The organism is Achromobacter sp. SIMBA_011 (assembly GCF_046535435.1).
Taxonomy (GTDB): domain Bacteria; phylum Pseudomonadota; class Gammaproteobacteria; order Burkholderiales; family Burkholderiaceae_B; genus Achromobacter; species Achromobacter dolens.
In genome coordinates this window covers 1214697-1228420 of sequence record NZ_JAWRWN010000001.1, presented here as the reverse complement: position 1 = coordinate 1228420, position 13724 = coordinate 1214697, and the positions used below count along the sequence as shown (strand labels likewise).

Annotated in this window: 14 protein-coding genes, 2 pseudogenes and 1 other annotated feature; of the genes and pseudogenes, 9 read left to right on the top strand and 7 right to left on the bottom strand. The window is 63.2% G+C overall.

The features are described 5' to 3' along the window. Positions 1 to 78: 78 nt before the first annotated feature. The 3 genes from SB816_RS05700 to SB816_RS05690 all read left to right on the top strand — a co-directional run bounded on the left by SB816_RS05700 (position 79) and on the right by SB816_RS05690 (position 1885). On the top strand, positions 79 to 405 hold the full coding sequence (locus SB816_RS05700; protein ID WP_410546603.1) for a hypothetical protein: 327 nt from the start codon (positions 79 to 81) through the stop codon (positions 403 to 405). Beyond that, the gene (locus SB816_RS05695) at positions 374 to 841 is read left to right on the top strand and encodes an ATP-binding cassette domain-containing protein (protein WP_410546602.1); all 468 of its coding nucleotides are present in this window, start codon (positions 374 to 376) and stop codon (positions 839 to 841) included. Before SB816_RS05700 ends, SB816_RS05695 begins: the two co-directional genes overlap by 32 nt. A 240-nt stretch (positions 842 to 1081) precedes the next feature. After that, positions 1082 to 1885 carry a hypothetical protein gene (locus SB816_RS05690; protein ID WP_410546601.1) on the top strand — a complete coding sequence of 268 codons (804 nt, stop codon included), beginning with the start codon at positions 1082 to 1084 and terminating at the stop codon, positions 1883 to 1885. Here the strand turns inward: SB816_RS05690 and SB816_RS05685 are convergent. The 5 genes and pseudogenes from SB816_RS05685 to SB816_RS05665 all read right to left on the bottom strand — a co-directional run. Further along, a pseudogene (locus SB816_RS05685) lies at positions 1860 to 2096 on the bottom strand (DUF2000 family protein); the annotation flags it as partial. The gene SB816_RS05690 and the pseudogene SB816_RS05685 sit on opposite strands and share 26 nt — an antisense overlap. Before the next feature lie 124 nt (positions 2097 to 2220). Continuing rightward, the gene (locus SB816_RS05680) at positions 2221 to 2967 is read right to left on the bottom strand and encodes a lysozyme inhibitor LprI family protein (protein WP_240317449.1); all 747 of its coding nucleotides are present in this window, start codon (positions 2965 to 2967) and stop codon (positions 2221 to 2223) included. 146 nt (positions 2968 to 3113) lie between these two features. Beyond that, a complete protein-coding gene (locus tag SB816_RS05675) occupies positions 3114 to 3272 on the bottom strand; it encodes a hypothetical protein (RefSeq protein ID WP_372414154.1) in 159 nt (52 codons plus the stop codon). Positions 3273 to 3886: 614 nt separating this feature from the next. After that, positions 3887 to 5136, bottom strand: a protein-coding gene (locus SB816_RS05670; RefSeq protein WP_109864662.1) for an IS3 family transposase whose coding sequence is annotated in 2 segments (ribosomal slippage) — positions 3887 to 4842 and positions 4842 to 5136 — 1251 coding nt in all. Because the reading frame shifts where the segments join, the coding sequence is not laid out codon by codon here. Beyond that, positions 4727 to 4843, bottom strand: a sequence feature (AL1L pseudoknot). Its footprint overlaps the gene before it by 117 nt. A gap of 42 nt (positions 5137 to 5178) precedes the next feature. Beyond that, positions 5179 to 5277: pseudogene (locus SB816_RS05665) on the bottom strand (transposase); the annotation flags it as partial. A gap of 134 nt (positions 5278 to 5411) precedes the next feature. Between SB816_RS05665 and SB816_RS05660 the strand changes: the two are divergent. Beyond that, on the top strand, positions 5412 to 5885 hold the full coding sequence (locus tag SB816_RS05660; RefSeq protein WP_020926378.1) for a hypothetical protein: 474 nt from the start codon (positions 5412 to 5414) through the stop codon (positions 5883 to 5885). A gap of 520 nt (positions 5886 to 6405) precedes the next feature. Here the strand turns inward: SB816_RS05660 and SB816_RS05655 are convergent. After that, a complete protein-coding gene (locus SB816_RS05655) occupies positions 6406 to 7077 on the bottom strand; it encodes a hypothetical protein (protein ID WP_026384029.1) in 672 nt (223 codons plus the stop codon). 680 nt (positions 7078 to 7757) lie between these two features. Here SB816_RS05655 and groES point away from each other — a divergent pair. From groES to SB816_RS05640, 3 genes are all read left to right on the top strand, one after another. Further along, a complete protein-coding gene (gene groES, locus SB816_RS05650) occupies positions 7758 to 8045 on the top strand; it encodes a co-chaperone GroES (RefSeq protein ID WP_006221616.1) in 288 nt (95 codons plus the stop codon). Between the two features lie 38 nt (positions 8046 to 8083). Beyond that, complete coding sequence (gene groL, locus SB816_RS05645; protein ID WP_006385976.1) at positions 8084 to 9724, top strand: chaperonin GroEL; 1641 nt, start codon at positions 8084 to 8086, stop codon at positions 9722 to 9724. A gap of 258 nt (positions 9725 to 9982) precedes the next feature. After that, on the top strand, positions 9983 to 10981 hold the full coding sequence (locus tag SB816_RS05640) for a YihY/virulence factor BrkB family protein (RefSeq protein WP_049076086.1): 999 nt from the start codon (positions 9983 to 9985) through the stop codon (positions 10979 to 10981). A gap of 60 nt (positions 10982 to 11041) precedes the next feature. Here the strand turns inward: SB816_RS05640 and SB816_RS05635 are convergent, their stop codons facing one another. Beyond that, positions 11042 to 11527 carry a MarR family winged helix-turn-helix transcriptional regulator gene (locus SB816_RS05635; RefSeq protein WP_235432701.1) on the bottom strand — a complete coding sequence of 162 codons (486 nt, stop codon included), beginning with the start codon at positions 11525 to 11527 and terminating at the stop codon, positions 11042 to 11044. 232 nt (positions 11528 to 11759) lie between these two features. Here SB816_RS05635 and SB816_RS05630 point away from each other — a divergent pair, with 232 nt between their 5' ends. Together SB816_RS05630 and SB816_RS05625 are read left to right on the top strand one after the other, a co-directional pair. Further along, positions 11760 to 13217, top strand: a complete 1458-nt coding sequence (locus tag SB816_RS05630) for a 2-hydroxymuconic semialdehyde dehydrogenase (RefSeq protein WP_410546600.1) — start codon at positions 11760 to 11762, stop codon at positions 13215 to 13217. A 26-nt stretch (positions 13218 to 13243) separates the two neighbouring features. Further along, positions 13244 to 13675 carry a RidA family protein gene (locus SB816_RS05625; protein WP_059273102.1) on the top strand — a complete coding sequence of 144 codons (432 nt, stop codon included), beginning with the start codon at positions 13244 to 13246 and terminating at the stop codon, positions 13673 to 13675. Positions 13676 to 13724 lie beyond the last annotated feature (49 nt).

Below are 13724 nucleotides of genomic sequence, written 5' to 3'. Positions count from 1 at the left end.
GCGAGGGCATCTCAAGCTGGCGCGAAGCCGCCGGAGCTCCTGCCAAAGAACGACAAGTGATTTACCGTCTTCCAATGGTTGCACAAGACGCTGGCCTACACATTGCTCGGGCTGGTTGCCCTGCACGTAGTAGGCGCGTTGAAGCATCGGTTCCTCGACCATGCGCTCCCTCTGAAAGATATGAACTCCTGGAACCCCCCTTCCTGGCGCATCCCGAGTCGTTCGCACAGCCTTCGGGAACGAAGGTTGGTGTCTTCCATGTTGCAGCTTGGACGCGATGTACGCACCACCCGCGCCTTGTTCGCCCGCATCTTCGAGTATCCGGACACGCCGATCGAGATCAAGGAAAAGGTCGCCGCAGTAAAACTGGAGCATGAATATCAGTTTCGATATCCCCGCGGGTAGCGACGTCGCCATCGTCGGCGCGACCGGATCAGGCAAAAGCACTCTCGGCCACTTACTGGCTCGCCTGTACGACGTGGATGGCGGGTCGATCCGCTATGACGGGGTCGACGCCCGTGATCTCAGTTTCCAGTCGTTGTCGGAAATGCTCGGCGTGGTCTCGCAGGAGCCGTATCTCCTGAATGCCTCGGTGGCCGACAACCTGCGTTTCGCCGAGGCTGGGGCAACCGACGAGGAACGGGTGGTCGCAGCCAAGGTAGCGCAACTCGATACCGCAATACGCAGGCTGCCCCAGGGCTATGACACCATGGTGGGGGAACGCGGGCACCGCTTCTCTGGCAGCGAGAAGCAGCGCCTGACGTTGGCCCGCACCATACCGCGCAATCCCCCAGTGCTGTTGCTCGATGAAGCCACAAGCTCGCTCGATTCGCGAACCTAGCGAGCGCTGACCCGAGCCTTGAACTTTTTGGGAACTATGGACAATAGCGGCCTTCAGCCGCGGGCGATACGCGACGATGGCGGGCAGGCATGCGATGCCGACCTCGCCCCCCCCATCCTGCCGCTCAAGGTCACTTCCATCGGGTCTCCTCTCTTATGGTAAAGGCCTGCAAACGATGATGTGCGGGCGGCCCGGGTGCGGTATAAACAAGGCCCTGTCGATTGCACATGGAGGAACGACTTGTCGAACGCACGCGGAGCGATTTCATTCTTCAACGCAACGGCTGGCGCCATCCGGCGCCATGGCCGCGCGATGCTGGCGGCCGCGCCGTGGTCGCTGGCGGTGTTCCTATTATCGCTGCCGCTCGCCATTCTGGCCGCGTCGCTGTACTGGCTTAAGGGCGGCCTGTTCCTGCTGTCCGCGCTGGTCAACCTGATTGCATTCTCGCGCATGACGTACGCCTGGCACCGGGTCATCGCGCGCGCGGACGATACGCGGATCGATGCCGGCGGCAGTACGGCGCAAGCCTGGCACCTGGTGATGCTGGGCCTGCTGGCGGTGGTCGTGACGACGCTGGCGCGCGCCACCGGCGACCTGCCCTACGTGTTGTTCGCGCTGATGAACGGCCCGGACTCGGGCCTGTTCTTCGCGGCGCTGGTGCCCGTGGTGCTGGTGCTCTGGCTGCCGATCCTGTACGGGTTGGCGCTGCTGGCGCCCGCCCTGCCGCGCGCCGCCGTGACCGGCGCAACCGGCTTGCGCGGCGTGCGCGCCGCCATGCCCTACCCGCGCTGGCCGCTGATGCTGGCCCTGGGCTTCCTGGTGAGCGCGGGCGGCCTGGCCCACAGCGCGCTGTACGAGTACCTGGGCTACGCCCTGGACGGCGGGCCGTATTGGATCGTGGCCTATCTGACGCTCTTCATCGTGATGACGTTCGTCGTGGGCGCCATGGTCTCGGTGGCCTACCGGGACGGCGCGCCGGCGCGTCCCGCGTCCGACAGCGACAGCGACAGCGACAGCATCAAGGATGCAGCGACCGCCCCTTGATCGCCTTGTCCACCGCCCTTTTCGGACCGTGCAGGGCGATGCCGACCAGGTCCAGGTCGTCGGCCGGCTGGGCGCGGAACACGGCGCGGTTGGCCTCGTAGCGGCCGGTGGCGAACATGGCATGGACGAACGGCGCCAGCGTCAGCTCGCGGTCGCGCGCGATCCGGTACGCCGCCTGCAGGCCGGCGCGGTCCCCCTCGAACACCGGGATAAGAAGAAGAAGAAGAAGTGATGGGGAGGCTGGCTGAGTGAGGTAAACGTCCGGCTCTCACCGCGCAAAGCCCTTGCCTGAGCGCCAAGATGGCCTCTACGCGGTGAGAGCCGGACGTTTACCATCAACCGCCATAGCATTGTGCGTAAGTAAAGTCGACCAGGCGCTTGTCCGAGGCATCCTGCGGCGTGGACGGCTCTACTTGGAAATGACCGAACATATCGTCGTTGCAGATCCTCACGTCCCTGCGCTGCGTGCCTTCCTGCAATACGCAGGAACCGCCAAAACTGTGATTACTTCCGGCGACGCCAACCGGCAGATCAATCAGCCGGCTACAACCGATGATTCGGCCGTTTTGCTTCTGCTGCCCCAGCGATTGGTTGAACGATTCCACACGGGAGTTGGGATCACGAATCGGCACAACATTGACGCATTCGCCACTGGCGGTTTGGTTGCCCGGCAGCTTGCAGTCCGAGTACACCTTGCCATTGGCAATATGTTTCTCATTACGCGCCAGCAGGGCGATGCGGCTTGTGTATGCTTGCCGCAGGCAGGCGCTGTCTTGACAAATGCCACGCGCGTATTTAATCCAGTTGCGCTGTTCTTCAGCCAACGCTTTCTTGCCATAGGCATCGGTTGCGGCTAGTGCTGCCTTATAGGCCCCCTGCAATTTGCCATCCAGCGCGGAGGTCTCGGCATCGCTACAGATCAACTTTTCCGTCGTGCTCGCGGCCTTGTTGCAATCAAAACTGGCGGCTTGGGCGTAGGTCCCTAGCATTGCGAGGCCCAACGTAAAGAGAAGCTTCATCGCAGGTGTATACCGTGTCTTCAGTACGTCAGCGGGTGGGCGTCTTGAATGCGGCTGGGTCATGATCCTATCTTCTCAAGTTGTATGTCGATGATGTCTTTCGTACAGCACAACACATGCTAGCAAGTCGCTCTTCAGTGGATATATAACCTATTGAGCAAGGCACGGCCTGCCAATGAACGGGCTTTCAATCCACACGCCGCCTCAATCTACACTCGTCCACGTGCCAACTTCAGTGAACCGAATCTCAAGTCGAACGAAATTCGACACTCGCCGCCCCAAAGCAATGAGGAATTCGCGGCGTTGACGATGGCGTCCACGCGAAGCTTCGTGATATCCGATTGAATTGCGCGCAGGCTGGCGGGCATGTATTAGCTCCTTGGGCGTGAGAGAACTTCTTGCGCAGACTCTCGCCCCCTGTTGAAGTTCAACGAACTTGGAAATTTGGTCACTCAATTTGAAAAGTAACAATTGTGTGGATCCAAGGGTGGTGCGGCCTTCCGCCTCGTTCAGGTGAAGAGGCTATGCCTGTGGGACTGCGCAGACGGGAAAGGCGAGTGGGCTTTCGAGTTCAGAATGAGTGGAAACACTGCTCCTCGCGTCGCTGAAGTTGGAATTAGTGCCCGAGAATTCGCCCAAGTTGGAAAGGCGCCGTTGTCACTATTCTGCGCTTCAACCCCGATCCTAGTCGCCTCGCTAAGGCGGTGTATTGAGCACCACAGGGATGGCGCTGTCTCTGCCGAACGGTGGATATGAGGAGATTCACGAAAGCGCCGGGAATAGCCGCTTCGGCAGTTTGGTTGGACAGTACAGCCCCCCCTGAGCTGTCTGTCCGTTTTCGACCCAAAGCGGACAATCAAGCCACTAACGAACAAATCAAGCCGACCGCCGAAGGCGGGTCGGCTTGAGCTATATACAATGTATATAACAATATCTACAAAAAAAAGGCTGAATCGCCCCGGTTTTCGCGGAGGCTGTTTGGTTAAAGTAAAACAGCCTCACCGGCGGATGTGCCGAGTAGGTTGTAGTAGTTTGCCTCAGCCTCGGCCGGCGGGATATAGCCGATGGATGAGTGCAGGCGCTTATGGTTGAACCAGGCGACCCATTCCAGCGTTGCCAGCTCGACAGACTCCCTGGTTTTCCAGGGTGCGCGGCGGTGAATCAGTTCAGCCTTGTACAAGCCGTTGATGGTCTCGGCCAAGGCGTTGTCGTAACTGTCACCACGGCTACCCACGGACGGCTCGATGCCCGCTTCGGCCAGGCGTTCGCTATAGCGGATGCTGACGTACTGCGATCCCCTATCGGAGTGATGGGTCAGAGAACCATCGTTGCCAGGCTGGCGGGCGTATAGGGCCTGCTCCAGCGCATCAAGCACGAAGTCCGTCGTCATGGATTTGCTCACGCGCCAGCCGACAATGCGCCGGGCGTAGACGTCGATGACGAAGGCCACGTACAGCCAGCCCTGCCAGGTCGAGACGTAGGTGAAGTCCGAGACCCACAACTGGTTCGGCCGCTCGGCCCGGAACTGCCGGTTGACCCGATCCATTGGACGGCTGGCCGCATCATCAGCGATGGTCGTTCGCAGCCGCTTGCCGCGCCGCACGCCTTGCAGGCCCTGAGCGCGCATCAGTCGTTGGACCGTACAACGGGCCACCATCACGCCTTCGCGGTTCAACTGCCGCCAGACCTTGTCGGCGCCGTAGACGCGATGGTTCTCTTGCCAGACTCGCTGGACGTGCGGCATGAGCTGTTCGTCACGCTGCGCACGGTCGCTGCGCCGCGCCGGATCGCGCAGCCGCGCGGCATGGCGCCGATAGGCCGACGAGGCAACCTGCAACACCTTGCAGATCGGCTCGACCCCGTAAACCTCCCGGTGCCGGTCGATGTAGGTGTTTACGACTTCAGTTTGCGGTCGAGCTCCGCCTGCGCGAAAAAAGCGCTGGCGGTGCGCAGGATGTCGTTGGCGCGGCGCAGCTCTCGGTTCTCCCGCTCCAACTCCTTGATGCGTTCTCGCTCGCTGGTGGTGACGCCTTCGCGCTGCCCGCTGTCGACTTCGTGGCGCTTGACCCAGGTCAGCAGCGTCTGCGCCGAGCAGCCGATCTTGGGCGCGATGGACTCGACCGCCACCCACAGCGACGGGTACTCGCTGCGCGACTCCTGCACTAGGCGCACCGCGCGCTCGCGCACTTCAGGGGAAAACTTGTTCGCGTTGTTTTTGCTCATGGCTCGCATTCTCTCAAGAGTAGGAGCCTCCGCAAAACCCGGGGCGATTCAGATGCCGTGTTTGCGGCATAGCTCGGCGACCGGCATGCCGGCTTCGCCCTCCTTTAACACGGCAACGATCTGGCTCTCTGTAAATCTGCTTTTCTTCAAGGGAATCTCCAACTCAGGGAGCCCGCGGAATTCTACCGATTAGTGTCTACCTGGAGGGGGAGCTTACGAATGCGCTGTCCGGCACGTACGGTGCCGTTACCGGGCGGGGCAACGATAGAGTTCCGGATGACATCTTGCACGACACGCTGGAGAAATGCGGCGCTGCGATGAGCAACGAGGAAAAGCAGGCGCTTATCAGCCTCTATACGCAAAACGGTCCTTCCGCTGACATCGTGACCGAAACGCGCGGCAATCCGGGCCTCATCCTGGGATACCAGGATGATCGCTTGGCCGAGATCATGCCGGCTCAAAATCAGCGTCCACTGTTTCTTGATGGCAAGGACGTACTATCGATCGGCGCGCTGGAGTCCTTAGCGTTGCTGGAGCGCTTGAATGGCGGCCCCGGACGCTACGCCGCCACAGAGGCCGCCTTCGACAATCTTGCGATGTCGGTGGACGGCTTCTGCGTCGCCGATCCGATTACTGTCGTGCGCATGCTGGATGAGGCCGATAAGCGTTTCGCGGGACGCACCGTGACCTTACGGGCCGAGCCCTACTTGCCTGAAGGCGAGATGGACCGGTTCGTCATCCATTCGGTCCTGAAGTAGATCCGTAGCGGAGAGGAATCTTACAGTCAATGGGATACATCCGGCAGGCTGTCCAGCGCCGCATTGATATACGCGCCAGTCATGTCCATCGACACTGATTGCAGTTGCTTGCAACGCCGACGCCCCGCCCGTTGAAGCAACGGCGCACGCTCTCGGCTGCTCGACCATCTTCCGACGCCAATACACGCTACGCCGACGAAACGACCGTCACGTAATCCCGCCCCCTGCCGAACGCGACTTCGTCAACACAGATATGGGCAACGCTGGCAATGCGGCGCTGACGCAGGCCCCTTGTATCCAGGATAGATTTGTCGGCAATGCGGGCATCGCAATGAGCAGCCGGGCTCGAGTCCGGTGGACACTGTAATGGTCTTCAGCACCCCGTTCACCGTCACGTTCAACACTCGCCACGGCTTGTGCAGCCTACGAATTTCGCGTAAAAAACTGCGTCGATCATGCGCACCTTTAACCGCAATTGCGCGCATCTTTCCCGCGGCTGGGATGCAATTCAGACTGTGTATCAGCCGCCCGGTCCACCTCTGCCGGTCAGCCTAGCTTCGATTGAGCGGAGAAAACTCTCTTCGTCCCTGATGCTGTTTCGTCTCATGCCGAGCTTGATCGCGAGCTCGCGCCAGCCACATCGGGGTTCGGTCCTCGGGGCGCCATAGGGATCCGCGAACCAGGCGAGTGGCACGGCATAACCATAGCCATAGTCCATCTCGATCGACCCACCAACCGATGCCCACAAATCGGCTCCCACGAAGATCCGCGTCCGGAAATCGCCGCCGACCGTCAAAGCGGAATCCTCCCGCGCCGCGAACACCCATTCGCGGGCGATCAAGTCGCCGGTGACAAACAGGATGCTGCCCCAATCGTGATCGACACGGTCGCTTCGGACATTGCCGAAAACGACCAGCGTCACCTGCCCATCACCGTCGCGCTCGCCTGTGCGAAGGGTGCCGCTGACGGTCAGATCGCCGTGAATGACGACGACTTGGGAGGGGGCCAGGAAGTCGCCGTCGATCGTCAGGCTGCCACGATGCACAGTGGCGGTGGCCTGATCGGCATAGGGGCCGGCTGGAAGCAGCTGGAACCGCATCAGGACATCAGCTACTTCACGATCGGTCATGCCAGCGGCCAAGTCAGCCACGATCATCTTCCATGCGTCAGGTGTCACTGTTTGAAAGGGCATTCTCGCTCCTCAATGAAGACGTATTGGGTGGGCACGTAGATCCCGTCAGCTCCCATGGCCTACAAAATGAACTCTGAAAATCGGCCGGAACTCGCTGAAATCATGGCATGTTTCAGTGCGTGATAGGCTTCGTCTGCTGACGCGCAGGCAATGCCCTATTCTCCGGAATAGTGCGAGATTTGCCTCGAACGTAGCATTCTACGCCCCCCAAACATCCCCAACCCACGTATGCGGTCAAGGGAGCAGGCCAGCCCAACTGGGCGATCATCATCGAATTTCATTGAGTGCGGCAATGCAGACGATGCGATTAGTTGGTATATGTTTGGATGTAGAAACGGTGTTTTTCATCTTAAGTGGACATCTAAGGGAAAAACTCCATTCTTAATGGTTAGGCTGTGGCAACTTGAGTGGTGAAATGCTGCCTAAGTTATTGATTCTTATAGACCCAGGGTTTTATCTTGAATGGACTTCAACACCCCCCGGACCCTTCAGCGCAATCCGCAAAAAAAGGGACACACCACAAGACGCATTGTCGCCCGCCCCATATGTAACAGCCACCGCTCTCCCCCTTGAACCCCACCACATCATCCCTATAATTAGCACTCGACTCCGGTGAGTGCTAACAATCCTCCCGGGCCCAACCGATCATTCACTTTCTTCTCTAGTAACAGGAGTTCCTCATGGCCTTGCGTCCCCTGGGCGATCGCGTGATCGTCAAACGCCTCGAAAACGAGCGCAAGACTGCGTCGGGCATCGTCATCCCCGACAGCGCCGCTGAAAAGCCCGACCAGGGTGAAGTCGTGGCCGTCGGCCCCGGCAAGAAGACCGAAGACGGCAAGATCCTGCCGGTCGACCTGAAGGCTGGCGACAAGGTTCTGTTCGGCAAGTACGCCGGCCAGTCGGTCAAGGTTGACGGCGAAGAGCTGCTCGTCATCCGCGAGGACGAAATCCTCGCCGTGGTCCAGTAAACCCTGCCTCAAAACGAATTTTCGAAGGAAGCTAACAAATGGCTGCCAAGCAAGTACTGTTCGGTGACGACGCCCGCGTGCGCATCGTCCGTGGCGTGAATGTCCTCGCCAACGCCGTCAAGACCACCCTGGGCCCCAAGGGTCGCAACGTCGTGCTGGAGCGCTCGTTCGGCGCCCCGACCGTGACCAAGGACGGCGTCTCCGTCGCCAAGGAAATCGAACTGAAGGACAAGTTCGAGAACATCGGCGCCCAGTTGGTCAAGGACGTCGCCTCCAAGACCTCCGACAACGCCGGTGACGGCACCACCACCGCCACCGTGCTGGCCCAGGCCATCGTTCAGGAAGGCCTGAAGTACGTTGCCGCCGGTTTCAACCCGATCGACCTGAAGCGCGGCATCGACAAGGCTGTCGCCGCCGCCGTCGCCGAACTGAAGAAGCAATCCAAGCCGGTCACGACCAGCAAGGAAATCGCCCAGGTCGGTTCGATCTCGGCCAACAGCGACTCCTCGATCGGCCAGATCATCGCTGACGCGATGGACAAGGTCGGCAAGGAAGGCGTCATCACCGTCGAAGACGGCAAGTCGCTGGAAAACGAGCTGGACGTCGTCGAAGGCATGCAATTCGACCGCGGCTACCTGTCGCCCTACTTCATCAACAGCCCGGAAAAGCAAGTCGCCGCGCTGGAAGACCCGTTCGTCCTGATCTTCGACAAGAAGATCAGCAACATCCGTGACCTGCTGCCGGTGCTGGAACAAGTCGCCAAGTCGAGCCGTCCGCTGCTGATCATCGCCGAAGACGTCGAGGGCGAAGCCCTGGCGACCCTGGTGGTCAACAACATCCGTGGCATCCTGAAGACCACCGCCGTCAAGGCGCCTGGCTTCGGCGACCGCCGCAAGGCCATGCTGGAAGACATCGCCATCCTGACGGGCGGCACGGTGATCTCCGAAGAAACCGGCATGTCGCTGGAAAAGGCCACCCTGGCTGAGCTGGGTCAAGCCAAGCGCATCGAAGTGGGCAAGGAAAACACCACGATCATCGACGGCGCTGGCGACAGCAAGTCGATCGAGGCGCGCGTCAAGCAGATCCGCATCCAGATCGAAGAAGCCACGTCCGACTACGACCGTGAAAAGCTGCAAGAACGCGTGGCCAAGCTGGCCGGCGGCGTTGCCGTGATTCGCGTTGGCGCTGCCACCGAAGTCGAAATGAAGGAAAAGAAGGCTCGCGTCGAAGACGCCCTGCACGCCACGCGCGCTGCGGTGGAAGAAGGCGTTGTGGCCGGCGGCGGCGTGGCTCTGCTGCGCGCCAAGCAAGCCATCACCGACCTGAAGGGCGACACGCCTGACCAGAACGCCGGCATCAAGCTGATCCTGCGTGCCGTCGAAGAACCCCTGCGCACCATCGTCACCAACGCCGGCGAAGAAGCCAGCGTGGTGGTCAACACCGTGCTGCAAGGCAAGGGCAACTACGGCTACAACGCCGCGACCGGCGAGTACACCGACCTGGTCGAGCAAGGCGTGCTGGATCCCACCAAGGTGACCCGCACCGCCCTGCAGAACGCAGCCTCCGTCGCCAGCCTGCTGCTGACCGCCGAAGCCGCCGTTGTGGAACTGGCCGAAGACAAGCCCGCTGCCCCGGCCATGCCCGGCGGCATGGGCGGCATGGGCGGCATGGACTTCTAAGTCCCGCTTCCCTTGCATGGCCTCCCCGGCTTCGGCCGGGGAATGCAGTACCCCGAAAGACCCCCGGACCTTCGCCCCGGGGGTTTTTCTTTTTTCCGCGCGCGACATGCTCAACCCCGACCTCCACTCGGGCTTGCCCGCGCGCGCCCGGCAGGCGGCCACCGCCCCGCGACGCCGGAACGTTTGCCAACAAGTTCATGGTTTCGCGCGCGCGCATGCGTACCTACAATGAAGTTTCTCCAGCCCGAGCCCAGACCCATGCGCCTTCCCCAAAGCCTGCGTGCCCTGCGTCCGTCCGAGATCGGCGGCCTGTTGATGGATTCCGCCAACCAATGGTCCACCCACCGCGCCTCCAGCAAGGGCGCGGCGCTGGCGCTGTACATGGTGTTCTCGCTGGCGCCGATGCTGATCCTGGTGATCGCGGTGGCCGGCGCCTTCTTCGGCGAGGACGCGGTGCGGTCCGAGCTGTTCGCGTCGCTGCGCGACCTGACCGGCGAGCGCGGCGCCGAAGTGATCCAGACGGTGCTGGCCAGCGCCCATGAATCCGGCGGCGGCTGGATCGCGGCGCTGATTTCGATCTTCGTGCTGATCTTCAGCGCCACCACGGCCTTCGCCGAGCTCAAGGCCAGCCTGGACGAGTTGTGGGAAGTGTCCGGCAACCAGAAGGGCGGCATCCAGGGCATGGTGCGCAGCCGGATGCTGTCGTTCGGCCTGGTGCTGGTGCTGGCGCTGTTCCTGTTGGTCTCGCTGACCGTGAACGCGGCCCTGGGCGCCGCGCGCAAGTACTACGGCGACCTGTGGACCGCCTCGGCCTTCGCCACGGCGGCCGACTGGGCGTCGAGCCTGTTTTCGTTCTCGGTGGTGGTGGCGCTGTTCGCGGTGATCTTCAAGCTGCTGCCGAGCGCGCGGATCTCCTGGCGCGACGTGATTCCCGGCGCCATCGTCACGGCGGCGCTGTTCCTGGTGGGCAAGTGGGGGATCGGCGTATACCTGAGCCGGGGCGCGGCAGTGTCGGCCTACGGCGCGGCCGGCTCGCTGATCGCGCTGCTGCTGTGGATCTATTACTCGGCGCAGATCTTCTTCTTCGGCGCGGTGTTCACACGGCAGTTCGCGCTGCGGTTCGGGCGCGAGGCTCGGCCCAAGACGCCCGCGGCCTCCAAGGCTTCGGATGCGGATCCAGCGTCCGCCGTGCCGACATCGTCGGCGTCCGTGCCGGCATCGGCGCCGCCGGCTTCACCGCCGTCGGACACGCCCTGAACCAGGCGCCGCGTCCGTCACCCACTGCGCTGGACGCGAGCCTTTCCCGCTCCTTTTCCCTCATGACGGCTCGGGTGATTCCAGCCCCGCCATCAGGCGCAGGCAGCGCAGGAACACGGGCCGCAGTTCCTCAGGGATCGGCGCCAGCACCTGCGCCTCCACCTGCGCATCACGCGGCAACACCCGCGCCAGCAGCGCCATGCCCTCGTCCGTGATCTCCAGCGCATAGGCGCGGCCGTCCTCGGCAGAGCGCGTGCGCCGCACGTACCCCTTGGCGCTCATGCGGGCGATCATTTCGGCGAAGGAATTGCGGTCCAGCGCGATCAGCTCGGCGACCCGGTTCTGGGTCGCGCCCGGATTCTGGTAGACCGTGATCAGCAGGGCCTTCTGGCGCGGCGTCAGGTCCTCGTCGGGAAACGCCTGGGCGAACAGCGCCTCGGCCCGGAAATGAGCGCGGCGCAGCAGGTGCGAGGCCACGTGGGTCAGGTCGAATTCGCGCAAGGCGCGGGGCGGGGCCGGGCGTGAGGTCGAACGGGAAACGGTCATCGGGCGTTCCATGGAGAGGGCCTGGCGATTGTAGGCCGGGGCTGGCGTTGCCCCGAGGGTCCCGCGTGGCGGCCAGCCCGCGCCGCGGCAGGCGGCCTGCCCACCCACGCCGGCCCTCCTGGGGCAAAACCCTGCATTGACTTCGCGCCGGGCGCTGCCTAATATCCGCATAATAGTACGTATACGTACATTATCGCCAGCCTACCTCTTGGCCCTTCCCGGAATCCCGATCATGACGATCCGCCAGTTGCGCAACTACATCGATGGCCGCTTCGAAGACGGCGCGTCCACCTTCGACAAACACAGCCCGGTGGATGGCGCGCTGATCGCCCAGGCGCACGAAGCCAGCCGCGAGCAGGTCGACCGCGCCGTCGCCGCCGCCCACCGCGCCCTGCCCGCCTGGGCCGCGCTGCCGGTGGTCCAGCGCACCGAGCACCTGCTGGCGCTGGCCGACGGCATCAACCGCCGCTTCGACGATTTCCTGCAGGCCGAGATCGGCGACACCGGCAAGCCGGTCTCCTGGGCCAGCCAGATCGACATTCCGCGCGGCGCCGCCAACTTCCGCGCCATCGCCGAACTGGCGCGCACGCTGGACATGGAAAGCTACATGACCGACACGCCCGACGGCCGCCAGGCGCTGAACTACGCCTACCGCAAGCCGCTGGGCGTGGTCGGCGTGATCTCGCCGTGGAACCTGCCGCTGCTGCTGCTGACCTGGAAGGTGGCGCCGGCGCTGGCGTTCGGCAACACCGTCATCATGAAGCCGTCGGAGGTCACGCCCTCCACCGCCACGCTGCTGGCCGAGGTCGCGCACGATACGGGGCTTCCGCCCGGCGTGCTGAACCTGACACATGGCTTCGGGCCGGGCTCGGCGGGCGAGTTCATCACCACGCATCCGGACATCGACGGCATCACCTTCACCGGCGAATCGGCCACCGGCGCGGCCATCATGCGCGCCGTGGCGCCGGGCGTGAAGCCGGTGTCGTTCGAGCTGGGCGGCAAGAACGCGGCGCTGGTGTTCGCCGACGCCGACTTCGAAGCGGCGGTCGACGGCACCGCGCGCTCAGTGTTCGCCAACTGCGGCCAAGTCTGCCTGTGCACCGAGCGCGTCTACGTGCAGCGCCCGATCTACGAACGCTTCGTCGCCGCGCTGGCCGAGCGCGCGCGGGCGCTGCGCATCGGCTGGCCCGATGACGCGGACACCGGCATGGGGCCGCTGGTGTCGCGCGAACACCGGGAAAAGGTGCTGTCGTATTTCGCCCTGGCGCGCGAGGAAGGCGCCACCGTGGTCACCGGCGGCGGCGTGCCGGTGTTCGGCGATGCGCGCGACGCCGGCGCCTACGTGCAGCCGACCATCTGGACCGGCCTGCCCGAGAGCGCGCGCTGCATCAAGGAAGAAGTGTTCGGCCCGGTCTGCCACGTAGCGCCGTTCGACACCGAGGAAGAGGCCATCCGCCTGGCCAACGACACGCGCTACGGCCTGGCCGCCGCCGTCTGGACACGGGACCTGACCCGCGGCCACCGCGTCGCGCAGGCCATGAAGGTCGGCCTGGCGTGGGTCAACTGCTGGTTCCTGCGCGACCTGCGCACGCCGTTCGGCGGCAGCGGCCTGTCCGGCATCGGCCGCGAGGGCGGCCGCCATTCGCTGCATTTCTATACCGAGCCCACCAACGTCTGCATCAAGCTGTGAGCCACAGCGCCTTCAAGGACACCGCCATGACCTCATCTTCCACCCGCGCCACCGTCGTCGCCGGCAAGGCCACGCCGCGCGGCAAGTATCCCCACATCAAGCGCGCCGGCGACTTCCTGTTCGTCTCCGGCACCAGCTCGCGCCTGCCCGACAACCGCATCGCCGGCGCCGAGGTCGACGCCATGGGCACCACCACGCTCGACATCCGCGCGCAGACGCGCGCGGTGATCGAGAACATCCGCGACATCCTGGCCAGCGCCGGCGCGGGCCTGGCGGACGTGGTCGAGATCAGTACTTTCCTGGTCAACATGAACGACTTCGGTGGCTACAATCAGGTCTACGGCGAGTTCTTCGACGCCGATGGACCGGCGCGCACCACCGTGGCGGTGCATCAGTTGCCGCACCCGCAATTGCTGATTGAGATCAAGGCGGTGGCCTACAAGCCGCAGGCGCGCTGAGCGGCGCGCGCGGCCATGGCGCCTGACCGCCTTGCGGCTTCGCCTTCGG